22 protein-coding genes are annotated in these 22,477 nt (G+C 65.6%); 9 read left to right on the top strand and 13 right to left on the bottom strand.

Features of this window, described 5'->3' with window-relative positions; genetic code table 11:
- Positions 1-103 precede the first annotated feature (103 nt).
- From QU595_RS01550 to QU595_RS01535, 4 genes are all read left to right on the top strand, one after another.
- Positions 104-1,192 carry a PotD/PotF family extracellular solute-binding protein gene (locus tag QU595_RS01550; protein ID WP_410000463.1) on the top strand — a complete coding sequence of 363 codons (1,089 nt, stop codon included), beginning with the start codon at positions 104-106 and terminating at the stop codon, positions 1,190-1,192.
- A 201-nt stretch (positions 1,193-1,393) separates the two neighbouring features.
- Entirely contained in the window at positions 1,394-2,431 is a 1,038-nt protein-coding gene (locus tag QU595_RS01545) for an ABC transporter ATP-binding protein (protein ID WP_315918504.1), read from the top strand.
- Positions 2,428-3,282 carry an ABC transporter permease gene (locus tag QU595_RS01540; RefSeq protein WP_315918503.1) on the top strand — a complete coding sequence of 285 codons (855 nt, stop codon included), beginning with the start codon at positions 2,428-2,430 and terminating at the stop codon, positions 3,280-3,282. The genes QU595_RS01545 and QU595_RS01540 overlap by 4 nt, the downstream gene beginning before the upstream one ends.
- Complete coding sequence (locus QU595_RS01535) at positions 3,279-4,076, top strand: ABC transporter permease (RefSeq protein ID WP_315918501.1); 798 nt, start codon at positions 3,279-3,281, stop codon at positions 4,074-4,076. The genes QU595_RS01540 and QU595_RS01535 overlap by 4 nt, the downstream gene beginning before the upstream one ends.
- An 8-nt stretch (positions 4,077-4,084) precedes the next feature.
- Here QU595_RS01535 and QU595_RS01530 read toward each other — a convergent pair whose 3' ends face one another.
- From QU595_RS01530 to QU595_RS01490, 9 genes are all read right to left on the bottom strand, one after another.
- A complete protein-coding gene (locus QU595_RS01530; protein ID WP_315918499.1) occupies positions 4,085-5,485 on the bottom strand; it encodes an MATE family efflux transporter in 1,401 nt (466 codons plus the stop codon).
- A 231-nt stretch (positions 5,486-5,716) separates the two neighbouring features.
- Positions 5,717-7,303 (bottom strand): FGGY-family carbohydrate kinase, encoded by a 1,587-nt coding sequence (locus tag QU595_RS01525; RefSeq protein WP_315918498.1) that lies wholly within the window; start codon positions 7,301-7,303, stop codon positions 5,717-5,719.
- Positions 7,304-7,558: 255 nt separating this feature from the next.
- Positions 7,559-9,037 (bottom strand): mannitol dehydrogenase family protein, encoded by a 1,479-nt coding sequence (locus tag QU595_RS01520; protein WP_315918496.1) that lies wholly within the window; start codon positions 9,035-9,037, stop codon positions 7,559-7,561.
- Between the two features lie 22 nt (positions 9,038-9,059).
- Complete coding sequence (locus tag QU595_RS01515) at positions 9,060-9,830, bottom strand: L-iditol 2-dehydrogenase (RefSeq protein WP_315920644.1); 771 nt, start codon at positions 9,828-9,830, stop codon at positions 9,060-9,062.
- Positions 9,830-10,825 carry an ABC transporter ATP-binding protein gene (locus QU595_RS01510; protein ID WP_315918494.1) on the bottom strand — a complete coding sequence of 332 codons (996 nt, stop codon included), beginning with the start codon at positions 10,823-10,825 and terminating at the stop codon, positions 9,830-9,832. Before QU595_RS01510 ends, QU595_RS01515 begins: the two co-directional genes overlap by 1 nt.
- Positions 10,826-10,837: 12 nt before the next feature.
- Positions 10,838-11,662: a carbohydrate ABC transporter permease gene (locus QU595_RS01505; RefSeq protein WP_315918493.1), complete on the bottom strand. Its 825-nt coding sequence runs from the start codon at positions 11,660-11,662 to the stop codon at positions 10,838-10,840.
- Between the two features lie 11 nt (positions 11,663-11,673).
- Positions 11,674-12,546, bottom strand: coding sequence for a sugar ABC transporter permease (locus tag QU595_RS01500; RefSeq protein ID WP_315918491.1), 873 nt, complete (start codon positions 12,544-12,546; stop codon positions 11,674-11,676).
- An 85-nt stretch (positions 12,547-12,631) separates the two neighbouring features.
- Positions 12,632-13,942, bottom strand: a complete 1,311-nt coding sequence (locus tag QU595_RS01495; RefSeq protein WP_315918489.1) for a sugar ABC transporter substrate-binding protein — start codon at positions 13,940-13,942, stop codon at positions 12,632-12,634.
- A gap of 209 nt (positions 13,943-14,151) precedes the next feature.
- Positions 14,152-15,105 (bottom strand): sugar-binding transcriptional regulator, encoded by a 954-nt coding sequence (locus QU595_RS01490; RefSeq protein WP_315918488.1) that lies wholly within the window; start codon positions 15,103-15,105, stop codon positions 14,152-14,154.
- Positions 15,106-15,337: 232 nt separating this feature from the next.
- On the opposite strand from QU595_RS01490, the gene QU595_RS01485 reads away from it, so the two are divergent.
- Positions 15,338-15,970 carry an HAD family phosphatase gene (locus tag QU595_RS01485; protein WP_315918486.1) on the top strand — a complete coding sequence of 211 codons (633 nt, stop codon included), beginning with the start codon at positions 15,338-15,340 and terminating at the stop codon, positions 15,968-15,970.
- A 74-nt stretch (positions 15,971-16,044) separates the two neighbouring features.
- On the opposite strand, the gene QU595_RS01480 is transcribed toward QU595_RS01485, so the two are convergent.
- Both QU595_RS01480 and QU595_RS01475 read right to left on the bottom strand, forming a co-directional pair.
- On the bottom strand, positions 16,045-16,812 hold the full coding sequence (locus QU595_RS01480) for a class II aldolase and adducin N-terminal domain-containing protein (protein WP_315918485.1): 768 nt from the start codon (positions 16,810-16,812) through the stop codon (positions 16,045-16,047).
- 84 nt (positions 16,813-16,896) lie between these two features.
- The gene (locus QU595_RS01475) at positions 16,897-17,493 is read right to left on the bottom strand and encodes a hypothetical protein (RefSeq protein ID WP_315918484.1); all 597 of its coding nucleotides are present in this window, start codon (positions 17,491-17,493) and stop codon (positions 16,897-16,899) included.
- 199 nt (positions 17,494-17,692) lie between these two features.
- Between QU595_RS01475 and QU595_RS01470 the strand changes: the two genes are divergently transcribed.
- The 4 genes from QU595_RS01470 (at position 17,693) to QU595_RS01455 (ending at position 20,533) form a co-directional block, all read left to right on the top strand.
- Entirely contained in the window at positions 17,693-18,160 is a 468-nt protein-coding gene (locus tag QU595_RS01470; protein WP_315918483.1) for a hypothetical protein, read from the top strand.
- Between the two features lie 166 nt (positions 18,161-18,326).
- Complete coding sequence (locus QU595_RS01465) at positions 18,327-18,581, top strand: acyl carrier protein (protein WP_315918482.1); 255 nt, start codon at positions 18,327-18,329, stop codon at positions 18,579-18,581.
- An 8-nt stretch (positions 18,582-18,589) separates the two neighbouring features.
- Positions 18,590-19,798, top strand: a complete 1,209-nt coding sequence (locus QU595_RS01460) for a beta-ketoacyl-[acyl-carrier-protein] synthase family protein (RefSeq protein ID WP_315918481.1) — start codon at positions 18,590-18,592, stop codon at positions 19,796-19,798.
- A gap of 30 nt (positions 19,799-19,828) precedes the next feature.
- Positions 19,829-20,533: a glutathione S-transferase N-terminal domain-containing protein gene (locus QU595_RS01455; protein ID WP_315918480.1), complete on the top strand. Its 705-nt coding sequence runs from the start codon at positions 19,829-19,831 to the stop codon at positions 20,531-20,533.
- A gap of 33 nt (positions 20,534-20,566) precedes the next feature.
- Here QU595_RS01455 and QU595_RS01450 read toward each other — a convergent pair whose 3' ends face one another.
- A complete protein-coding gene (locus QU595_RS01450) occupies positions 20,567-21,190 on the bottom strand; it encodes a nucleoside triphosphate hydrolase (RefSeq protein WP_315918478.1) in 624 nt (207 codons plus the stop codon).
- A 71-nt stretch (positions 21,191-21,261) separates the two neighbouring features.
- Positions 21,262-22,359 carry a hypothetical protein gene (locus QU595_RS01445; protein WP_315918477.1) on the bottom strand — a complete coding sequence of 366 codons (1,098 nt, stop codon included), beginning with the start codon at positions 22,357-22,359 and terminating at the stop codon, positions 21,262-21,264.
- Positions 22,360-22,477 lie beyond the last annotated feature (118 nt).

The raw sequence follows: 22,477 nt of genomic DNA, 5'->3' as shown, positions 1-22,477 counted from the left end.
GATGCCTGGCCAATTCGCGCGCCGGGCGAGACGAGTGCGGTGAAAAAGCGTATAGAACCAATAGAACAACGCCGGAATCCGACCGGCAATGCGGGAGGTAGGAATGAAGAAATTGCTGGACACGTCAATCAGCCGGCGCTCGGTACTCGCCGCAGGCGCGGCCGTTGCCGGTGCCTTGGCCATGCCGTCGATCGTGCGGGCGCAGGACAAGTCGCTCAAGGTCGGCGTCTATGGCGGCTATTTCAAGAAGTCGTTCGACGAGCATATCTTCCCCGAATTCACCAAGGCGACCGGCATCGCGGTGGAATCTGTGGCCGAACCTACCGGCGAAGCCTGGCTGGTCCAGCTCGAGCAGGCCGCGCGCGCCGGGCAGGCGCCGGCCGATCTTTCGATGATGTCGCAGACCGCCACGCTCAAGGGCCAGGCGAGTGAACTTTGGACGCCGCTAGACTCATCGAAGTTCAAGCATTTCGGCGAGCTCCTGCCGCGCTTCATCAACAAATATCCGGACGGCCGGGTCGCCGGCATCGGCGCAGTGGCATGGTACATCACGCTGGTTTCCAACACCGACGTGTTCAAGGAGGCGCCGACCTCGTGGGCTGCGTTGTGGGAGCCGGACAAGAAGGACAAGCTCGGCCTTCTGGCGCTGGCCTCCAACTCCTTCCTGCTGGACGTGACCGCCAAGACCTTCATGGGCGGCTCCAAGGCGCTCGACAGCGACGACGGGCTGGATAAGGCCTTCGCGAAGCTGGCAGAGGTGAAGCCGAACGTGCGGCTGTGGTATCGCGACGAGGCGCAGTTCGAGCAGGCGCTGAAATCGGGCGAAATCCCGATGGGGCAGTATTATCACGACGTGACCGGTCTCGCGATCGCCGACGGCTTCCATGTGCGCTCCACCTTCCCGAAGGAAGGCGGCATCCAGGATTCCGGCAACTGGGTGCTCTCCAAGGCATCGAAGAAGGTGGACGAGGCGCATGTCTTCATCGACTACATGACGCAGCCGTCCATCCAGGGCCTGATGTCGCGCAAGGTCGGCACCGCGCCGACACTGGAGCGCAAGGTGCTGGACCTCACCGACAAGGAATTTGCGGCTGTGTCGTCGGAGATCGAGCCGATCATCCCGCGCTACGACCTCTATGTGTCGAAGGCCGACTTGATCAACCAGAAATGGACCGAGCTGATCGTGGGGTGAGTGACTTTCCGACCCTCCCAACTTGGGGAAGGTCGGGGAACGATCTTTGCGAAGCAAGATCGCACGCAGGGGTGGTTTTCTCGTCCGTCCCCCGCCCCGCTCCGTAAACCGCCGCTGCGGTTCACTTCGGGACCCTCCCCGCAAGGGGGAGGATAAGGCAACGCCAACAACGCCCGGGACCAGAGCCTTCCAGGAGAAGCAATGTCCGGCCTTTCCATCAATGCCGTCACGAAACGCTTCGGCGACTTCAACGCAGTGGACGATGTCAGCCTCGCGGTTCCGCACGGCACATTCGTATGCCTGCTCGGACCTTCCGGCTGCGGCAAGACCACGCTTCTGCGGATGATCGCCGGACTGGAGGAGCCCAGCGCCGGGACCATCGCGCTCGACGGCGCCGACATCACCGGCGTGCCGACCCACAAGCGCAATTTCGGCATGGTGTTCCAGTCGCTGGCGCTGTTCCCGCATCTGTCGGTGGGCGAAAACATCTCCTATGCGCTGCGCATCCGCGGCGCCCCGAAGGAGGAGCAGAAGAAGCGCGTGGAGGAGTTGCTCGCGCTCATCGACCTGCCCGGCTTCGCCGACCGGCCGGTGGCCAAGCTCTCCGGCGGCCAGCGCCAGCGCGTGGCGATCGCGCGGGCTCTGGCGCTCTCGCCCAAGCTGTTCCTGCTGGACGAGCCGCTTTCGGCGCTCGACGCCAAGCTGCGCGAGACCATGCAGGTGGAGTTGCGCCAGCTCCAGCAGCGGCTCGGCATCACCACCATCGTCGTCACCCACGACCAGCGCGAGGCCATGACCATGGCCGACCTCGTCGTGGTGATGGGCAAGGGCCGCATCCTGCAGGCCGCGCCGCCGATCGAGATCTACCGCAAGCCGGCGGACGCCTTCGTCGCCGATTTCATCGGCATCACCAATCTTCTGCCGGCCGAGACGGACGACGCCGGCCGCGCGACCGTGCTGGGACAGGCGATCGCCGGGCTGAAGCTGCCGGCCGGAACGACGAAGGCTTCGCTTTCCGTGCGACCAGAGGATGTGCGCATCACGGCGCCCGGCGCCGGCGCCTTGACCGGCACCGTCAATTTCGTGCGCGATCTCGGCGGCACCATCGAAACCTTCGTGGATGTCGGCGGCAAGACCGTCATATCGGTGGCCACGCCGCGGGAGCGGCCGGAGGTCAGCGTGGGCCAGCAGGTCGGGCTCGTGCTGCCGCCGGAAAGCTGCGTGGTGCTGAAGTCATGACACGCGAGCCGCCCAGAACGCTTGCCGACTATGCGCCGCTGGCTTTCCCGGCGCTGATGCTGATCGTCTTCTTCGTCGCGCCGTTCTCGATCATGATCGCGGTGAGCTTCTTCCGCCGCGACCCGGCCGGCTTCTACAAGCCTGATTTCGTCATCGACAACTATGCGCGCTTCCTCTCCACCTTCTTCGGCTCGGTGCTCGGTTTCTCGCTGATGCTGGCGGTGATGGTAGCGATCTGCTGCGTGGCGATCGGCTTTCCCTTCACCTATCTTCTGACCCGCTGCGGCCGGAAGGTCCAGACGGCCTGGCTGGTCTGCCTGCTGTCGGTGCTGTCGCTCTCCGAGGTCATTATCGGCTTCGCCTGGTCGACGCTGTTCTCGCGCACGGCCGGCATCACCAACATCTTCGTGGCGCTCGGCCTGATGGACCAGCCGGTGGCGCTGTTGCCGAGCTTCGGCGCCGTGCTGACCGGCATGGTCTACCAGGCCCTGCCCTACACGATCCTGGTGCTCTATCCCGCCCTGGTGCGGCTCGACCCGACGCTGATCGAGGCCGCGCGCACGCTCGGTGCCTCGCCGATGCGCGCCTTCCTCAACGTCGTGACGCCGGCCTTGCGCAACACCATCGTGGCGACGCTCATCATGGTGTTCGTGTTCGCACTCGGCTCCTATCTGCTGCCGCAGATCCTGGGCCGGCCGAGCAACTGGACGCTTTCGGTGCTCATCACCGACCAGGCGATCTACCAGTCGAACATGCCTTTCGCCGCGGCGATGGCGGTGTTCCTGGTGCTGATCTCGCTGTCGCTGGTCGGACTGACGCTGATGGTCGGGCGGCGGGAGCACGCCCTATGAACACGTTGCTGCGCCGCATCTACTTCGTCGTCGTGGCGCTGTTCCTGGCAGCGCCGCTGATCGTTGTGGCCGGCGTTTCGGTCAACCAGCGGCAGGAACTGACCTTTCCGCCGCGCGGCTTCTCGGGCGCATGGTACGCGCAGATCTTCACCGATCCGGAGTGGCGGCTGGCGCTGATCCATTCGCTTACGCTCGCCATCTCCTCGGCAGCGATCGCGGTGGCCATCGCGCTGCCGCTGTCGTGGTTCCTGTGGCGGCGCATCGCGCCGTGGGCGAATGTGTTCCGGGTGCTGGGGCTCGCCCCCTTCATCCTGCCGCCGGTCATCACGGCGCTCGGCTTCCTGTCGTTCTGGGCGACGGTGGGGCTGTTCGGCCAGTTCTTCACCGCCATCATCAGCCACGCCATCTTCTTCGTGACGCTGCCGCTGGTGACGCTGTCGCTCGGCTTCGCCTCGATCGACCGCTCGCTGGTGGAAGCGGCCGCCACAATGGGCGCCGACGACCGCACGGTGGCGCGCACCGTCGTGCTGCCGCTGATCCTGCCCTATCTGGTCTCGGGCTACGCCTTCGCCTTCGTGCTGTCGCTCAACGAATATATCGTTGCCTACATGACCATCGGCTTCACCACCGAGACGCTGCCGATCAAGATCTTCAACGCGCTGCGCTACGGCTATACGCCGACCATGGCGGCGGTGTCGGTGTTCTTCGTGGCGGTCGCGGCGCTGGTGTTCGGCCTGATCGCGCGCTTCGGCGACGTCCGCAAGCTGCTCGGCGCGATGGGTTCGGCGGAGTAAGCCGGGTCCTATCCGAACGCAGGCATGGACGCCAGCCGGTCGCGCCGCGTCCATCGCAGCAGAAGCAGCGCCGCAACGACGGCAAGGCCCGCTGCCAGACCAATCCAGATGCCGGCACCGGCGAAACCGAAATGGAAGGCCAGCAACGCGCCGAGCGGCAGGCCGACGCCCCAATAGCCGACGGCCGCATAGATCATCGGCACCTTGGTGTCGTGCAGGCCGCGCAGCATGCCGGCCGCCACCGCCTGCGCTCCGTCGAAGATCTGGAACAGCGCCGCGAAGACCAGGAACGACACCGCAAGCCCGACCACGCGGGCGTTGGCGGGATTATCGACATCGATGAACGCGCCGATCAAAAGGCGCGGCACCGTGATCATGACGAGCCCGGTCAGCGCCATGAAGGAAACGCCAAGGACGTAGGAAGTCCAGCCGGCGCGGCTGACGCCGTCCGCATTGCGGCCGCCGAAGGCCAGGCCGACGCGCACGGTGACGGCCTGGTTGAGGCCGAGCGGCACCATGAAGCTGATCGAGCAAAGCTGGATGGCTATGGCATGCGCAGCCAGCGAATCCGCATCGATCAGGCCCATGAGCAGGGCCGAGAAATTGAACACCGTGACCTCGAAGGCGAGGATGCCGGCAATGGGCAGGCCGAGCCGCAGCAGAGCGCGCAGGCGCGGCCAGTCCGAACGCCAGAAACGGCCGAACAGCCGATAGCGGCGGAACTTCCGCTCCGTCAGTACCACCGCCACCATGCCTGCGAACATCAGCACTGAAGACAGGGTCGTCGCCAGCCCCGATCCGGCGATGCCCATGGGCTTCACGCCGAGATTGCCGAACATGAACACCCAGTTGAACAGCACGTTGCACGATACCGCGACGAAGACGATGACCAGCGCCCAGCCCGGCCGCTCCAGCGCCGAGATGAAGGAGCGCAGCACGATATAGCCGTAAAAGGGCAGCACCGCCCATTGCAGCCAGCGCAGATAGATGCCGGCCTGGTGCGCCAGCGCCGGCTCCTGTCCCATGGCAAGCAGCACCTCCTCGCCATGCCACAGGAACAGCCAGATCGGAACGGCGGCGAAGACGGCCAGCCACAGCCCCTGGCGTACGGTGCGGCGCAGGTCGCGGACCGAATGGCGCTTGCGGCCGAGTTCGGTCGCCATCATCGGCGAGGTCGCCAACATGAGACCGAGGCCGAAGATCAGCGGCATGAAATAGAGGTTGGAACCAAGCGCGCCCGCCGCCAGCGTTTCCGGGCCAAGCCGGCCCATCATCATCACGTCCGTCGCGGTCATGGCCGTCTGGCCGAGATTGGTGAGCACCATCGGCCAGGCGAGCGCGATCGTCGCCTTGATTTCGGAGCGCCACAGATGTGCCGGTGCGCGCGCGCCAGCTTCGATCGCAGACATTGTCATCTTCCGGTCGCGGCGCATCGGCACAACGCCGGAAGCCGCACGTCAGAGCGGCCATACGTCGACAAGGACGTCGCGCCGCTCCGGTTGGTCTAAACTCTCGCCACGCGCGAGCATATCCCCTCAGCGCGTGACAGGGTTGTGCGTGAAACCGCCCGGCTTGGCAAGAGCGACCATGCAAGGAAGCGCTATGCCAGCGCCTGCGATGCGCTTCAGTGCGGCAAACGCCTACCGGATCGCGTCCAGCGCGCTGCGCTGCCGATGCATCTCCAGAAAGACGCGGTAGTCGCGGTCGAAGCGCGATCCGGCCGACGGATTCGCCTCGCGCCGGCGCCCGCCCTGCCGCATGGCCATGCAGGCGCCGGCAAGATCTGGGTAGAGCCCGGCGGCGGTGGCGGCCACCATGGCGGTGCCGAGCAGAACCGACTCGTCGGCCTCCGGCTCGACGACCGTGCAGCCCGTGGCATCCGCGTAGAGTTCCATCAGCAGCGGGTTCTTGGTGTGGCCGCCGGTGACGTGCAGCGTGTCGATCAGATAGCCGTTTTCGTTCAGTGCCTCCAGCACGTGGCGCACGCCGAGCGCGATGCCGACAGCGGTGCGCCAGTACAGCGCGCAGAGACTGTCGAAGGAGGAATCCAGCGTCAGGCCGCTGATGACGCCGACGGCATGAGGATCGGCCAGCGGCGAGCGGTTGCCGTGGAAATCCGGCAGGACATGCAGCCGGGCAGCGAATTCCTCGCCCTGCGCGGCGCGCAGTTCCATCACCCGCCGCGCGATCCTCGCATGCATGGCCGCGTCGGGCTCGCCGCCGGCGCCGTGCCAGCGAATGATATGGTCGAGCAGAGCGCCGGTGGCCGACTGGCCGCCCTCGGACAGCCACAGCCCCGGCAGCGCAGCACCGTAATAGGGACCCCAGACGCCGCGGAAAGGCTGCGGATCCGGCGACATGGCCATGACGCAACTGGAAGTACCGGCAATCAGCGCCAGATGCCGGCCGATATTCTTCTCGTCGCCGGCAAAGCCGCCGAGGACGCCGAGCGCACCGGCATAGGCGTCGATCAGGCCGGTTCCGACGCGGCAGGTTTCGGTAAGGCCGAGTTCCCTGGCCGCCTCCGGCGTAAGCGGGCCGAGATCGGCGCCGACCGGGCTCGCCTTCTGCGGCAGGCTGCCATGCTCGAACAGATCGTCCAGACCGACCTGCGCAAAGAAGTCGCGCTGCCAGCCGGGCTGCTCATGCGCGAGATAGGTCCATTTGGCGGTCAGCGTGCATTGCGAGCGCGCCAGCGAGCCGGACGCCTTCCAGGTCAGGAAATCGGCAAGATCGAAAAGATGGAAGGCTTGCGCCCATGTCTGCGGCAGATGCCGCTTCAGCCACATCAGCTTCGGCGTTTCCATTTCCGGCGACATCACGCCGCCGATAAAGTCGAGAACCCGGTGACCGCTCGCCGTGCATTCGTCCGCCTCGGCGAGCGCGCGATGGTCGAGCCACACGATGGTGTCCCAGCGCGGATCGCCCCCGGTCGAGACGCTGATCTGCCTGCCCTGCCGGTCACGCACCACCAGCGAACAGGTCGCGTCGAAGGAGATGCCGACGATTTCGGCGGAGGCGACGCCCGCCTTTTCGCGCGCCGTGTTGACCGCCGCGCAGACGGCCCGCCAGACGTCTTGCGAATCGTGCTCGGCATGGTCCGGCTTCGGCCGGTTCATGGCGATGGCGTGCTCGGCGCGGCCCAGCAGCTTGCCGCGCGCATCGAGAATGCCCGCGCGGGCGCTTCCGGTGCCGACATCGACCGCGCAGACAAATCCGCTATTCAAGACGCTGTTTCTCTCGCTCCCGGCGCTGCGGATGCAGCCGTGGCGAAACTATAAGCGGCCGGCATAACGAAGCAAGACGGTGCCGGCAGGCCGGCATCCGGGGCGAAGCAAGACAGTGCCGGCAGCCGGCATCCGGGGCGAAGCAAGACAGTGCCGGCAGCCGGCGTCAGGGGCGAAGCAAGACCGTGCCGGCAGGCCGGCGTCCGGGGCGAAGCAAGACGGTGCCGGCAGGCCGGCGTCCGGGGCGAAGCAAGTTCAGAGGCGGCCGCCCAGATAACGCGTCAAGGTCTCGCGCGTGCCGTTCGCCCAGAGTTCCTTGAGCGCATGGGAAAAGGCTTGCACGAAGGCCGGCGCATGCCCGACATCGCCGTAGATGTCCTCCATGGCGAGCCAGGCCGAAGGATCGTCCTTCGCCTTCTTCGCCGTCGCCTGCATACGGTCCCAGTTCGGATCGTTGGGCTCGGTGACGGCGCCGGAATCGGTGGTGCCGAAGCAGTAGCGGCACCAGAGCGCCGATTCCAGCGCCAGTCCGGCGACACCCCGACCCGCCTTCAACCGGTCGGCGATGGTGGGGATGATGAATTTGGGCTGCCGGTTGGAGCCGTCGAGGCAGAGCCTGCGCACCGTGTCGCCGATTTCGGGATTGGCGAAGCGCTTGACGATCAGCCGGTAGTAATCTTCCAGATCGGTGTCCGGCACCGGCGGCACCACGGGGATGATCTCCTCATGTTCGAGCTTGTCGAGGAAGGCCGCGACCAGCGGTTCCTGCATCGCCTCGTGGACGAAATGGACATCCATCAGGCCGGCAGGATAGGCAATGGTGGCATGGCCGCCGTTCAGGATGCGGATCTTCATCGTCTCGTAGGGCGAGACATCCTTGACGAACTGCACACCCACTTTTTCCAGCGCCGGGCGGCCGTTGGTGAAGCGATCCTCCAGCACCCATTGCCGGAACGGCTCGCAGAACACCGGCCAGGCATCGTCCACGCCGAACTCGCCGGCCAGTATCCTGCGCTCGCGGTCGCTGGTCGCGGGCGTGATGCGGTCGACCATGGCATTGGGGAAAGCGACGTTCTTCTCCACCCAGCCGGCCAGATCCTTGTCGATCAGGCGCGCAAGGCCGATCACGCCTTCGGAGGTGACGCGGCCGTTGTGGGGAATGTTGTCGCAGGACATGACCGTAAAGGGCGCGATGCCCCTCGAACGGCGCCGCACCAGCCCCGCCAGGATGAGGCCGAATACCGTTTTCGGCGCGGCCGGGTTGCTGGCGTCGGCAACGATGTCGGGATGTGCGGGATCGAAATGGCCGGAGGCCGGATCGATGAAATAGCCTCCCTCGGTGATGGTCAGCGACACGATCCGGATCGCCGGATCGGCCAGCCGCGCAACGATGGCCGCAATATCGGCCGGCTCGACGAAATCGATCATGGCGCCGGTCACGCGGGCCGACCTGCCGTCCTCGTCCTGTTCGACAACCGTGGTCAGCCAGTCCTGCGCGGCGAGCCTGTCGTGCCCGGCCTTCTCGCCCGCGAACACCCCCGCCCCGACGATCGCCCAGTCGTGGCCCTCGCCCGTGTTGAACAGGTCGTCCAGATAGACCGCCTGATGCGCGCGATGGAAATTGCCGACGCCGAAATGCATGATGCCAGGCGTCAGCGCGGCGCTGTCGTATTGCGGGCGGCCTACCTTTGCGGGGAGGCCGGCCAGGGCTCCGGCCGAGAGCTTGGTGGTCATGTTCGCGATCCTCCCGACGGCGTCAGCTCATCCATTGGCCGCCGTCGACATTGTAGGTCTGGGCGACGATGTATTCGGCCTCGTCGCTGGCCAGGAACACGGCCATGCCGGTCAGGTCTTCCGCCCGGCCCATGCGCCCATAGGGCACGCCTTCGCCAACCAGCCTCTTCTTCTCGCCGAGCGGCCGGTTCTCATATTTGGCGAACAGGGAATCGACATGGTCCCAATGTTCACCATCGACCACGCCCGGCGCGATGGCATTGACGTTGATGCGGTGCTTGATGAGGTCGAGCCCGGCCGACTGGGTGATGGAGATGACGGCGGCCTTGGAGGCGCAATAGACCGCTACCAACGGCTCGCCGCGCCGTCCGGCCTGGCTCGCCATGTTGATGATCCTGCCGCCCTTGCCGCGCGCGATCATGGAGCGCGCCGCCGCCTGCAGCATGAACAGCGTGCCCGCGACGTTGACGCAGAACAGCTTCTCGTAGCTCGCCCGCGAGATCTCCACGATGGGCGCGGCGTCGAACAGCGCGGCGTTGTTGATGAGGATGTCGAGCCCTCCGGCCCGGTGCTCGACTTGCCTCACCGCAGCGTCGATGGAGGCCTGGTCGGTGACGTCGAGCCTGACCGCATAAGCCTTGTCGCCGATCTCGCCGGCCGTCTTTTCCGCCGCATCGAGGTTGATATCGGCGATGGCGACGGTCGCGCCCTCGTGCACATAGGCTTCGGCGAAGGCCCGCCCGATACCGCGCGCCGAGCCGGTGATCAGCGCCGATTTGCCCGCAAGCCGCATCACAGCGTCTTCCCCTCGGCCGTGAAGCGGTGCACGCGCCGCGGATCGGGCGTGAGATAGACCGTATCGCCGTGGCTGACGCCAACCTCGCCGTCGGCGCGCACATTGATGGTGCCGTGGTCGGTGTGGACGTGGATGAAGGTGTCGGAGCCCAGATGTTCCGCCACGCCGACGGTGCCCTTCCACTCGCCTTCGGTGGTCGAGATGGCGATATGCTCGGGCCGGATGCCGATGCGCTTCGCGCCATGTTTCGCGGCCGCGGGGCCTTCCACGAAGTTCATGCGCGGCGAACCGATGAAGCCGGCGACGAAAAGGTTCGCCGGCTTGCGGTAAAGCTCCAGCGGCGAGCCGACCTGCTCGATATTGCCGGCGTTCAGAACCACGATCTTGTCGGCCATGGTCATGGCCTCGACCTGGTCATGGGTGACGTAGATCATGGTGGTCTTGAGCTGGTGGTGCAGTTCGGAAATCTCGAGCCGCATGGTGCCGCGCAAGGCCGCGTCGAGGTTGGAAAGCGGCTCGTCGAACAGGAACGCCGAAGGCTGGCGCACGATGGCGCGGCCGATGGCGACGCGCTGTCGCTGGCCGCCGGAGAGCTGTCCCGGCCGGCGTTCCAGATAGTTGGTCAGGTTGAGCACGCGGGCGGCGTCGGCCACCTTCTTGTCGATGACCTCCCTGCTCTCGCCCGCCATCTTGAGCGGGAAGGCGATGTTCTTGGCCACCGTCATATGCGGATAAAGCGCATAGGACTGGAACACCATGGCCAGCTTGCGCCTCGCCGGCGCCTCGGCGGTCACGTCGCGGCCGTCGATCATGATGGTGCCGGAACTGGTATCCTCAAGCCCGGCGATCAGGCGCAGCAGCGTGGACTTGCCGCAGCCCGACGGCCCGACGAACACCACGAACTCGCCGTCCTCGATCGCAAGATCGATGTCGGGAATGATGGTGGTGGCGCCGAAGGACTTGCTGACGTTCTTCAGGACGATGTTGCCCATGTCGTTCCTCTCCTATTTCACCGCGCCGAAGGTCAGCCCGCGCACCAGCTGGCGCTGCGAGAACCAGCCCATGACGAGGATCGGCGCGATGGCCAGCGTCGAAGCCGCCGAGAGCTTGGCCCAGAACAGCCCCTGCGGGCTGGAGAAGGAGGCGATGAAGGCGGTGAGCGGCGCGGCGTTGGCGGTGGTGAGCCGGATCGTCCAGAAGGATTCGTTCCAGGCCAGAATGATGTTCAACAGAAGCGTCGAGGCGATGCCGGGCACGGCCATCGGGGTCAGCACATAGACGATTTCGCCCCAGAGCGTGGCGCCGTCCATGCGCGCCGCCTCCAGGATCTCGCCCGGGATCTCGCGGAAATAGGTGTAGAGCATCCATACCACGATGGGCAGATTGATGAGGGTGAGCATCACGGTGAGGCCGATGCGGCTGTCGAGCAGGCCCCAGTCGCGGAAGATGAGATAGATCGGCACCAGCACGGCGACGGCCGGCATCATCTTGGTGGAGAGCATCCACATCAGGATGTCCTTGGTGCGCTTGGTGGGCGAGAACGCCATGGACCATGCCGCCGGAATGGCGACGATGAGCGCGAGGACGGTGGAGCCGACCGACAGGATGACCGAATTGAAGAAGGGCTTGAAATAGTTGTACTGCGCCTGCACCTCCCGGTAGCTGTCCAGCGTGCCGGAGGGGATCAGGTTGAAGCCCGCGATCGCCTCCGGCTCGGTCTTGAAGGAAGTGACGATGGTGTAGAGGATCGGGAAGAAGATCAGCAGCGCAACCACCCAGGCCGCGACGGTCCAGCCGATCCTGCTGCGTGTCGAGACGGAGCGCGCCATGATTCTTCTCCCTATCGATCCAGGTTCCTGCCGACAGCGCGCATCAGGAAGAACGCGACGATGTTGGCAAGCACGACCGCGATGATGCCGCCGGCCGAGGCGCCGCCCACGTCGTAGCCGAGCAGGGCGGTGCGGTAGATCAGGAACGGCAGGTTGGTGGAGGCGTAGCCGGGGCCGCCATTGGTGGTGACGAGGATCTCCGCATAGACGGCCAAAAGGAAGATGGTCTGGATGAGGATGACCACGGTGATGGCGCGCGATATGTGCGGGATCGTCAGGTAGATGAAGCGGCTGACGGCGCCGGCGCCGTCCATCTCGGCCGCCTCCATCTGCTCGCCGTCGAGCGATTGCAGCGCCGTCAGCAGGATCAGCGTTGCGAAAGGCAGCCATTGCCAGGCGACGATCAGCACGATCGAGAACAGCGGATAGGCAGCGAACCAGTCCACCGGCTGCATGCCGAGCGATCGCGAGATCGAGGCGAAGATGCCGTAGCCGGGATGCATGATCATGTTCTTCCACACCAGCGCCGCGACCGGCGGCATGACGAAGAAGGGCGAAATGACCAGGATGCGCACGATGCCCTGGCCGAACATCGGCTGGTCGAGCAGCAGCGCCAGAGCGATGCCGCCGATGACGGTGATCAGCAGGACCCCGACCACGATGACCAGCGTGTTCCGGATCGACTGGAAGAAGGCGGGATCGGTGTAGAAGAAGCGATAGTTGATCAGGCCGGCGAAATTGACGTTGACCGGATTGAGCAGATTGTAGTTCAGGAAGGAGAACCACAGCGTCATCGCCAGTGGCACGATCATCCAGATCAGCAGCAGGATGACGGACGGCGCCATCATGAAACGCGCCAGCGTGCGGGTCTGTCGGGTGGCCATGGTTTCAACCTCGCGACCGTATCGAAAATACGCCAAGGCGGCCGCCCGGACCGGGCTCCGGACGGCCAAGGCACCGGGAGGGGCCTTATTTGATGTAGCCGGCCTTGGTCATCTCGCGCACAGAGACCTGCTGGGCCTGCGCCAGCGCGTCGTCCACCGACATCTGCCCGGCGAGCGCCGCCGAGAAGAGCTGGCCGACCGTGGTGCCGAGCCCCTGGAATTCGGGAATGGCCACGAACTGCCCGCCCGTATAGGGCACCGGCTTGACGCTCGGCTTGGTGATGTCGGCCGCGTCCATGGCCGCCAGCGTCGGCGCGGCGAAAGGCGCCGCTTTCTGGTACTCAGGGTTCTTGTAGAGCGAGGTGCGGGTGCCGGGAGGTGCCGAAGCCCAGCCCTCCTTGGAGGCGACCAGTTCGGTGTACGCCTTGTCGGTCGCCCAGGCGACGAACTTCTCCGCCGAGGCGGCCTTTTGCGAGGAGGCCGGGATGGCGAGATTCCACGACCACAGCCAGTTGCCGTGATTACTGGTGCCCTCGTCCGGGAAGATGGCGTAGCCGACCTTGTCGGCGACGGTCGAGTTCTTCGGATCGGACACGAAGGACGCCGCCACGGTGGCGTCGATCCACATGCCGCACTTGCCCTGCTGGAACAGCGTCAGGTTCTCGTTGAAGCCGTTGGAGGAAGCGCCCTCAGGTCCGGCGTCCTTCATCAGCTTCACGTAGAAGTCCATGGTCTTCTTCCATTCGGGCTGGTCGAACTGCGGCTGCCATTTCTCGTCGAACCAGCGGCCGCCGAAGGAATTGTCCATGGCGGTGAGGAAAGCCATGTTCTCGCCCCAGCCGGCCTTGCCGCGCAGGCAGATGCCGCTGACGCCGGCCGAGCGGTCGGTGAGCTTGCGCGCCGCATCGCCGATGAAGTCCCAGGTGGGCTTCTCCGGCATCTTGAGCCCGGCCTTCTCGAACAGGTCGGTGCGGTACATGATCATGGCGGACTCGCCGTAGAACGGCGCGGCATAGAGCTTGCCGTCGACGGTCAGGCCGCCGCGGATGGCCGGCAGCAGGTCGTCGACGTCGTAGTCCTTGCCGAGATTGTCGAGGGCGAGCAGCCAGCTCTGCTTGGCCCAGATCGGCACCTCGTAGTTGCCGATGGTGACGATGTCGTATTGCCCGCCCTTGGTGGCGATATCGGTGGTGACGCGCTCGCGCAGGACGTTCTCCTCCAGCGTCACCCATTGCACGTCGATGTCCGGATTCTTCTTCTTGAAGTCGTCCGTCAGCTTCTGCATGCGGATCATGTCGCCATTGTTGACCGTGGCGATGGTGATCGTTTCGGCATGGGCGGCGAAGGCAAACAGGCTTGCAGAGCACAAGCCGAGCATGAAGGTGCGCAGTCTCATCAAAATCCTCCCAAAAGCGAAATGAGCATTTGCCTTTCTGATGAGCAATTACTCATTCTCCGTGATTTATGTCAAGACGGATTCGTTGCTGCGGCGCAGCAAGGCGAACGGCCGCGCGGCTGGGAGGCGACGCCCGAACGCACGGGCGACGGCAAAGTCGTCCATTGGCTTGAACCGAACGAGATACGACCAAGGGCAGATATGGGGGGTCAGTCGACCAGGGCGGCGGCGGTGCGCTCGTCGGTGATGAGGCCGTTGACCAGCCGCCGGGTGACGGCGGCAAGGATGCCGGGCAGCTTGCGCTCGCCCATGGCCAGCGCGATCACCAGCGATTTCTCGCGCGAGGGCAGCGGCGCGGAGGAGACGCGGTCGTTGGTGATGCCGTCGATCAGCCTGCCGTCGCGGTCGAACACCCAGCCGACGATCTCGGCGATGCCGCCGGCCTTCTGCAGCGCCTTCAGTTCGGCCTCGGAGATGAAGCCGTCCTCATAGAGCGGGGCCCTGGGTCCGAGATCGCCGATACCGACGAAAGTGACGTCGGCGCGGGCCGCCAATTCCAGCGTCGGCTGGATCATGGGCTGGCTGAGCAGCATTTCCCGCTCCTCCGGAGAGGAGGCGATGACCGGCAAGGGCATTGGAAACGAACGCGCTTTTATGCGGTCGGCCATGGTGAAGATGACGTTGTAGAAAGCTGCGGAGCCGTCCGGCGAGATGTTGCCGGTCAGCGACACGACCTTGTGCTGCGGGCACTCCATGGGCGGCAGTTGCTCGATCGCCGCCTTCAGCGTGCGGCCCGTGCCGATGGCCATGACGATGGGCGTTTCCGAGCGCAGGCGCCTCTCGATCTCGGCGGCGGCCGCCTCGGCGATGCCGATGGTGGTGGAGGCGGATTCGGGGTCGCTCGGCACCACCTCGACCAGATCCAGCGCGAAGCGCGTCCGCAGCCGCTCGGCAAGTTCGAGGCATTGCGCGATGGGATGGTCGACGCGGACCTTGATCAACCCCTCGGAGACGGCCAGCGACACCAGCCGCTGCGCGGTCTGGCGGGAAGTGCCGAGCTTGGCGGCGATCTGGTCCTGCGTGTTGCCGGCGACATAATAGAGCCAGCCGGCGCGGGCCGCGTCATCAAGCCTCGTGCTGCCGCTTTCCTGCCGCGCGTTCATCGCACCGTCCTCCAGTCATATACATTCGCAAACAATTGCGTATTGCGCAATTATCTAGTTCATGCGTCAATTGCTCACAACGGCGATGCCGGACGAACGGCGGCTGGCGGGCATTGCCCACAAGCTTTAGCCAACCGTCCGGCGGATCGGAAGCCCGTCGCGACCGGCAGGCCGAGAAACGCGTCGCGCCGACGCCGGCAATGCGTTATGAGGCCCATGAAAGGAAACGCCAATGATGCCGCAAGCGGTTTTCTGGGACATGGACGGCACGCTGGTGGACAGCGAGCCCCTGCACGACGCCGCGCTGGTGTCGGCGATGAAGAGCGTCGGCCTCTCGCCGCCCGACGACCTGCACCAGCGCGTGCTCGGGCAGACGGCCGCCCATGTCTACGCCATGATGCGCGACGAATTCGGCCTGAGCCTGCCCTTCGAGGAATGGATCGCGCTGAAATACAATTTCTATCTCACCAATGTCGGCGGATTGCAGCCGAGGCCGGGCGCCATCGAGATCTACAAGGAACTACGCGCGCGCGGCGTGCCACAGGCCGTCGTCTCCAATTCCGACCGGCTGATCGTGGACGCCAATCTGCGCACCGTCGGCCTTGCCCATGCGGGCATGAAGACGGTGAGCCGCAACGACGTGCGCGAAGGCAAGCCTCATGCGGAGCCGTTCCTGCGCGCGGCGTGGCTGGCCGGCGTCGATCCCGGCCATGCCGTGGCGGTGGACGACAGCGTGACCGGCGCATTGGCCGGGCTGGCCGCGGGAATGCGCACCCTGTTCTGGCCGGAGCAGCCCATGGCGGGGCCCCTCGGCGCCATCGTCATCGACAGCGCCGAAATGCTGCGGGCCGAACTGGGGCTCTGACGCGCGCCGCCCGGCGCGTTTCGGATTCATGAGGCTCTGCTTCGCGGCACCGGCCAAGCCGGGCGGAAAACCGATCAGTTGCGGTAGGCCGGCTCCTGCTCGTCCAGGATCGCCTTGAGCTCGGCGAGGTGCCGCTCCGCCTGGCCGGGATAATCATCCAGCTCGGAAGCGGTCTTTTCCGCGATCTCGTCGGAAAGCACGCGCAGCGGCCTGCCCGTCCACAGCGCCTTGATGTAGGTTTCCGCAGCGCGCTCGAAATAGAACATGCGGTTGAACGCGTCGGCCACCGTGTCGCCGATCACCAGAACGCCGTGGTTGCCCATCACCATGACCTTGTGCTTCGGATCGGCGAGCAGCGCCGAGCAGCGCTCGCCCTCCTCTTCGAAGGCCAGGCCGCCATAATTGGCGTCCACGACATGGCGGCGGAAGAACGTTGCCGAGTTCTGGTCGATCGGCGGCAGGGTCGAATCCGCCAGCGAAGCCAGCACGGTGGCGTGGATCGAATGCACATGCATGACGCAGCGCGCATGCGGACAATTGCGATGGATCGCGCCGTGCAGGCCCCAGGCGGTCGGATCGGGCGCGTTCGGGCCCGACAGCGTCTCGGGATCGTTGGCGTCGATCAGCAGAAGATCGCTCGCCTTGATGCGCGAGAAATGCACCTGGTTCGGGTTCATCAAGAAGCGCGTGCCGTCCTCGTTCACCGCCAGCGAGAAATGGTTGGCCACCGCCTCGTGCATGTTGAGCCGCGCCGTCCAGCGGAAGGCGCAGGCCATGTCCACGCGTTCCTCGTAGAAAGGCAGGTTGGTCAGGACTTCCTTCTTCAGGCTGGCAAGGCTCATGGGCAACTCCTCCGTCTGGCAGCAAGGATGCCTGCGTGCGGCGGCGACCGCAACGGCAAAGCGCTGGTCCAGCACACCGGCGGTTCAGATGATGTTGTCGAACAGGCGCAATATCCAGGAGATCTGGTAGATCAACGTGAACGCCACGAAGGCGACGTGGAAACGGCGGTCGCGCACGAGGACGGCCGCGAGGCACAGCCCCACGAACAGCGGTGTCCGGATGAGATATTCGTGGCCGAAGCGGGCGAAGTGCTCCGCGCCTTTCAACAGCGTGTCGATGACGTCCAGCAGGTAGGTGACGGCAAGCACGCCGAAGAACCAGCCCCGCCGCGCGTAGAAATAATCCTTGTAGCTGCGGTAGTCCTGCATGCTGTCGGGAAACAGCAGCGCGCACAGGAGGAACAGGGTGACGGCATAGAAGATAATGAAAAGATATTTGCCGAAGATCCACGCCTCGACCCGGTAAAGGCCGAACTCCCACCACCAGAAATGCACCAGCATGAGCAGCACCGAGGCCACCCAGGCGAGATGGACCGGATAGAGCCGGTACTGGCCGGGATGCTGCACGAGGCGGGCGAGCCCGGAAAGCAGGCGGGTGACGCCGAGACCGATCACCATGCCCATGACGATGCGGATGTGCGGAAAGATGTCGTGGGCGGAAATCGCCGTTTCCTGCGCCATAGCTCCCTCTCTGCCGTGGCTCCGTGGCGACCGTTACCGATCCTGCCGAAGAAGGAGCACAATTGAACGTGATGTCAATCGTCCGGACCCTTTCCAACGGGAGCGGAACCTTGCGACCGGCTTGCCGTTTCCGAAAGACGGATCGCCGGTCCTTGCGACACGGCGTGTTTCGCCATGCCCAAACCAGGGAGAAATATTCTTGCATCGCATAATCGCAGCCGCCTTCACAGTTCTTTTCCTCGCGCCGGCGACGGTCCCCGCCATGGCGCAGGCGCTGGGCAGCAATACGGAGAAGGCCATCGTCGGCGCCGACGTCAAACAGGAAGAGACGACGGCCGCGGCCAAAGAAGACAAGGTGGTGGCGGCGATCGAAAAGACCGCCGAGGCGCTCAGCGCGGTGCGCAAGACCTCAAGTACGGGGCGGGTGGACATCGTCTTCCTCAGCGACGCGGCCCGCGAGAAGGGCGGCGGCCTGCCGCCCAGGATCGAGGGCAGCCTGAAGAAGCATGAGGGAGAGATCACCCAACTCAGACAGGAAATCGAGGCCAACGCGCTGTTGTATCACGCCATCGAATCCCAGCGCGTGCAGGCGCAGGACGTGGTTGCCGTGGATTTCGGAACCTCCGGGCGCGTCGTCATCTACGCCGCGGCAAAACCGGCGGGTTGAAGATGGTTCGGCGCGCCGAACGATATCGCTTGTTGCCTCGCAGCATTTCCGTTCCTATAGAGAAATCGGACCTTTCGGTGCCTGCAAGAATATCGGTCAGAGCCTTGAAGGGGCGTTCGGGCGCGTCAGCGTCGCATCGGGATAGGCTTTTTGGGGAAGGAACCGGATGGCTGACGAGCTGGCAAACGAGATCATCGACAAGATCAAGGCGCATGCCGAGCCCGGCGGCGAGGAAATCACGACCAACACCGAATTGACGGCGCTCGGCATCCATTCGCTGGAGCTGACCGAGATCATCTTCGACCTGGAGGAGGCCTACGGCATCGAGATCGAGATGAACACGGTCGATGCCTGGAGCAATCTGAAGAACGTCGGTGACATGGTCGAGGCGGTGCGCGGCCTCATCAATAAAAAAGCCTGACGACGTACATGTCCCAGCGCGTCGTCATCACCGGCATAGGCGGCATCTGCGGCCTGGGCACCAACGCCGCTTCCATATGGGAGGCGATGCGTGCCGGGCGTTCCGCCATCGGCCCCATCGAGAACAACGAACTGCACGAGTTGAAGGTCAGGGTCGGCAGCGAGATCAAGGCGTTGCCGGACCACGGCATCGACCGCAAGCAACTCGTTTCCATGGACCGTTTCAGCCTTCTGGCCGTCATCGCGGCGCGCGAGGCCATGGCGCAATCGGGCCTGGCGCCGGACGACGCCGGCAGCTACCGCATGGGCGCCACCGTCGGCGTCGGCGTGTGCGGCTGGGAAGCGATCGAGGAGAATTATCGCGCCCTCTTGCTGGAAGGCAGGAACCGGGCCGGCATTTTCACCGTGCCCAAGGTGATGCCGGGCGCCGCCGCGGGACAGGTCAGCATTAACCTCAACCTGCGCGGGCCGGTGTTCGGCGTGACGTCCGCCTGCTCCTCGGCCAACCACGCGCTGGCCTCGGCCGTGGACCAGATCCGGCTCGGCCGCGCCGACGTGATGCTGGCCGGCGGCTCTGACGCCCCGCTGATCTGGGGCGTGCTGAAGGCATGGGAGGCGTTGCGCGTGCTGGCCCCCGAAACCTGCCGGCCGTTCTCGGCCGACCGCCAGGGGCTGGCGCTGGGCGAAGGTGCGGGCATGGCCGTTCTGGAGAGCTACGAGCACGCCAGGGCGCGCGGGGCGACGATCCTCGGGGAGATCGCCGGCGCCGGCCTGTCGGCCGACGCGTCGGACATCGTGGCGCCCACGGTCGACGGGCCGGCATCGGCGATGAGCGCCTGCCTCGCCGATGCCGGGCTGAAGCCCGAGGACGTGGATTACCTCAACGCCCACGGCACGGGCACCAAGGCCAACGACCAGATCGAAACGGCGGCGATCAAGCGCGTTTTCGGCGAACACGCCTACAGGATGTCGATTTCGTCGACCAAATCCATGCACGCGCATTGCCTCGGCGCCTCGGGCGCGCTGGAGATGATCGCCTGCGTGATGGCGATCCGCGAGGGCCTGGTGCCGCCGACCGCCAACTATCGCGAGCCGGACCCGGAGTGCGATCTCGACGTGACGCCCAACGTGGCGCGCGAACGCAAGGTCAGGGTCGCGCTCAGCAACGCCTTCGCTTTCGGCGGCACCAATGCGGTGCTGGCATTCAAGGCCGTATAGACGGCCTCGTCCGGCTTCGAGGAGTTCCAGATGGCCGATTTCTCCGCCTTCCCGATCAATTCCCGCTGGCCCGCCAAGCACCCCGACCGCCTGCAGCTCTATTCCACGCCGACGCCCAACGGCGTGAAGGCGTCGATCATGCTGGAAGAGACCGGCCTGCCCTACGAGCCGCACTACATCAACCTGGGACAGGACGAAACCTGGACGCCGGAGTTCCTGTCGCTCAATCCCAACGGCAAGATCCCCTCGATCATCGATCCCAACGGCCCGGACGGCGAGCCGCTGGCGCTGTTCGAATCCGGCGCCATCCTGCTCTATCTTGCCGAAAAGACCCGCAAGCTGCTGCCCACCGACGCCGCGCGGCGCTACGAATGCATCCAATGGGTGTTCTTCCAGATGGCCGCGATCGGCCCGATGTTCGGCCAGGTCGGCTTCTTCCACAAATTCGCCGGGCGCGAGATCGCCGACAAGCGCCCGCTGGAGCGCTATGTCGCCGAGTCCCGCCGCCTGCTCGGCGTGCTCGACCAGCGGCTGGACGGACGCAACTGGATCATGGGCAGCGACTACACCATCGCCGACATCGCCACGCTGGGCTGGGTGCGCAACCTCGTCGGCTTCTACGGCGCGGGCGAGCTGGTGGGCTACGCCGATTTCGGCAATGTCGCCGCCTGGCTGGAGCGCGGCCTCGCGCGCCCGGCCGTGCAGCGCGGGCTGAACATTCCGGCCAAACCCTGATTGCAGTTGCGCAGGCAGTGCGAGCGCGCCGCCTCAGCCCGTCTCTTCGTGCAGGACGAGATCCGCGGGGCGACGGCGCGCCAGCACGCGCTCGACATTGGGCATGTCGTTGGAAGCGATCCAGGCCAGCGCATCGTCTTCGGTGCGGCCATGTTCCTGCCAGCGCTGGCGCAGGCGCCGTTCCAGCTCGCCGCGCGGCACGTCGAGGAAGATGGTGAAGTCGAACAGCGGCGCCAGCCGCGACCACGGCTCCTCGTCCAGCAACAGGTAGTTGCCTTCCACCAGGATGAAGCGGACGTCGCCGCCGATCGTGGCTGCGGCGGCGCGCGACAATTCGACGGAACGGTCGAAGACCGGAATGGCGATATCCGGCTCGCCGGCGCGGATGCGCTTCAGCAACACCTCGAATCCGGCCAAGTCGAAGGTTTCGGGCGCGCCCTTGCGTGAGCGCAGGCCGCGCTTTTCCAGCACGACATCGTCATAATGGAAGCCGTCCATCGGCACGATTTCGGCCGCGCCTTCCGGCAGCACGTCGTGCAAGGCGGCCGACAGCATGGACTTGCCGGCAGCGGGCGGGCCGGCAATGGCGACGACGAAGCGCTTCGCCTTGCCGGCGCGCTTGAAGATGGTTGCGGCGATGGTGGCGATTTCCGACATGACACGCTCCGCGTTTCCCCATCCCGCGACAGCTTCCGAAAAATCCGTTGCGGCGGCAAGCCCGGACGGACTCAGGTCGTGCCGACGCGCAAAAAACCGCCGTCGAAAGGCACGTTGCTCGCCTTGCCGCCCGGCATCTCCAGGCTCAGCCGCTCCGGGTGCATCGCGATGGACAGCGGAGGGGTCTCCGCTTCCAACGGCACGACGCCGATCACCTGGCGAAAGGCCACGCGACCGCCGGGCGAAAGATCGAACGCGGTGGCCACGCCTTCGCGCTTCAGCCAGTTGTCGCCCAGCGAAGCGGCGTGGCCGATGGCCGTGCGCCCGTCCTCGATGCCCAGCACACCGCGATGGCGGCCGTTCCACGGCGCATAGTCGCGTCCGCCGTTGCTGATCCACAGCATGGTGACGGGCAGTTCGGCCGCGTTCTTGAGCACCAGGACCAGGTCGCGCTCGGCGCGGCGCGCCACGGCCGTCCAGCCCGGGCCGCCATGATCGGCCTCGACGAGCGTGACGAAATCCTCGTGACGGCGATCCATCCGATAATCGGCAAGGTCCACATCGCCACCGGCCGCCGCCGGGAAGCGGGAAAGATCGCCGCTGCGCGCCGGATAGGCCAGCAGAAAACGCCCGCGCGCGGGATCGGGCTCCAGCGGGTCGCCGGGCGTGGCGGCCATGCGCTTCGGCGAAAACGCGAGCCGGCCGCCTTCGCGCATGACCGTCATGGCATGGTGCGCGACGGAAATGGCGCCGGAGCCGCCGATGAAGGCATGTTCCTGATAGAGGAACGGGTGGCCGTCGCGCAGGATGAGCGTCTTCTCCACCGTGGCGCCCATCACCTTGCGGCGCAGGCGAAAGACAACGCGCCGGCCGTCGCCGGTCGAGGCGCTTTCGATCAGGTCCCATGGGCTGTTGGCCGGCCAGCCATGCAGCGGCGCCTCCTCCACGTCGCTGCGCGAGAACGGCGCGCAGAGGAAATCGCCGGACAGGCGCAGCACGCCGTCGGGCAGGTTTTCGGGAAGGCTTTCGCGCGGCTCGTCCAGCCAGGGCGCGCGGTGCAGCGGGCGCAACATGCGCTCCCCCGCCTCGACCGTGAAATCGGCGAGATGGCCGACCGCCGGGTCAAGCGCGACCGATATTCCCTTTGCCCGGATGGCGATCGTTTCCATGGGGTCCACCGATTCGTTGGCTCGCGCAAGCAAAGCGCGACGGGTTGCCGCCGCGCAAGCCCGTTCGAAAGCTGGGCACAGTCCTGTCTGAAGGGGCGAGTGAAATGGACGGCAAAGC

Source organism: Mesorhizobium sp. SP-1A, from assembly GCF_032460275.1.
Taxonomy (GTDB): Bacteria; Pseudomonadota; Alphaproteobacteria; order Rhizobiales; family Rhizobiaceae; genus Mesorhizobium.
This window is presented reverse-complemented; position numbering and strand designations above follow the sequence as displayed.

Excerpts from the sequence above, each read along its gene's own strand:
- QU595_RS01550 (WP_410000463.1), top strand. The coding sequence starts at position 104 with ATGAAGAAATTGCTGGACACGTCAATCAGCCGGCGCTCGGTACTCGCC.
- QU595_RS01545 (WP_315918504.1), top strand. The coding sequence starts at position 1,394 with ATGTCCGGCCTTTCCATCAATGCCGTCACGAAACGCTTCGGCGACTTC.
- QU595_RS01540 (WP_315918503.1), top strand. The coding sequence starts at position 2,428 with ATGACACGCGAGCCGCCCAGAACGCTTGCCGACTATGCGCCGCTGGCT.
- QU595_RS01535 (WP_315918501.1), top strand. The coding sequence starts at position 3,279 with ATGAACACGTTGCTGCGCCGCATCTACTTCGTCGTCGTGGCGCTGTTC.
- QU595_RS01530 (WP_315918499.1), bottom strand. The coding sequence starts at position 5,485 with ATGTCTGCGATCGAAGCTGGCGCGCGCGCACCGGCACATCTGTGGCGC.
- QU595_RS01520 (WP_315918496.1), bottom strand. The coding sequence starts at position 9,037 with ATGACCACCAAGCTCTCGGCCGGAGCCCTGGCCGGCCTCCCCGCAAAG.
- QU595_RS01515 (WP_315920644.1), bottom strand. The coding sequence starts at position 9,830 with ATGCGGCTTGCGGGCAAATCGGCGCTGATCACCGGCTCGGCGCGCGGT.
- QU595_RS01510 (WP_315918494.1), bottom strand. The coding sequence starts at position 10,825 with ATGGGCAACATCGTCCTGAAGAACGTCAGCAAGTCCTTCGGCGCCACC.
- QU595_RS01505 (WP_315918493.1), bottom strand. The coding sequence starts at position 11,662 with ATGGCGCGCTCCGTCTCGACACGCAGCAGGATCGGCTGGACCGTCGCG.
- QU595_RS01500 (WP_315918491.1), bottom strand. The coding sequence starts at position 12,546 with ATGGCCACCCGACAGACCCGCACGCTGGCGCGTTTCATGATGGCGCCG.
- QU595_RS01495 (WP_315918489.1), bottom strand. The coding sequence starts at position 13,942 with ATGAGACTGCGCACCTTCATGCTCGGCTTGTGCTCTGCAAGCCTGTTT.
- QU595_RS01490 (WP_315918488.1), bottom strand. The coding sequence starts at position 15,105 with ATGAACGCGCGGCAGGAAAGCGGCAGCACGAGGCTTGATGACGCGGCC.
- QU595_RS01485 (WP_315918486.1), top strand. The coding sequence starts at position 15,338 with ATGATGCCGCAAGCGGTTTTCTGGGACATGGACGGCACGCTGGTGGAC.
- QU595_RS01480 (WP_315918485.1), bottom strand. The coding sequence starts at position 16,812 with ATGAGCCTTGCCAGCCTGAAGAAGGAAGTCCTGACCAACCTGCCTTTC.
- QU595_RS01475 (WP_315918484.1), bottom strand. The coding sequence starts at position 17,493 with ATGGCGCAGGAAACGGCGATTTCCGCCCACGACATCTTTCCGCACATC.
- QU595_RS01465 (WP_315918482.1), top strand. The coding sequence starts at position 18,327 with ATGGCTGACGAGCTGGCAAACGAGATCATCGACAAGATCAAGGCGCAT.
- QU595_RS01460 (WP_315918481.1), top strand. The coding sequence starts at position 18,590 with ATGTCCCAGCGCGTCGTCATCACCGGCATAGGCGGCATCTGCGGCCTG.
- QU595_RS01455 (WP_315918480.1), top strand. The coding sequence starts at position 19,829 with ATGGCCGATTTCTCCGCCTTCCCGATCAATTCCCGCTGGCCCGCCAAG.
- QU595_RS01450 (WP_315918478.1), bottom strand. The coding sequence starts at position 21,190 with ATGTCGGAAATCGCCACCATCGCCGCAACCATCTTCAAGCGCGCCGGC.
- QU595_RS01445 (WP_315918477.1), bottom strand. The coding sequence starts at position 22,359 with ATGGAAACGATCGCCATCCGGGCAAAGGGAATATCGGTCGCGCTTGAC.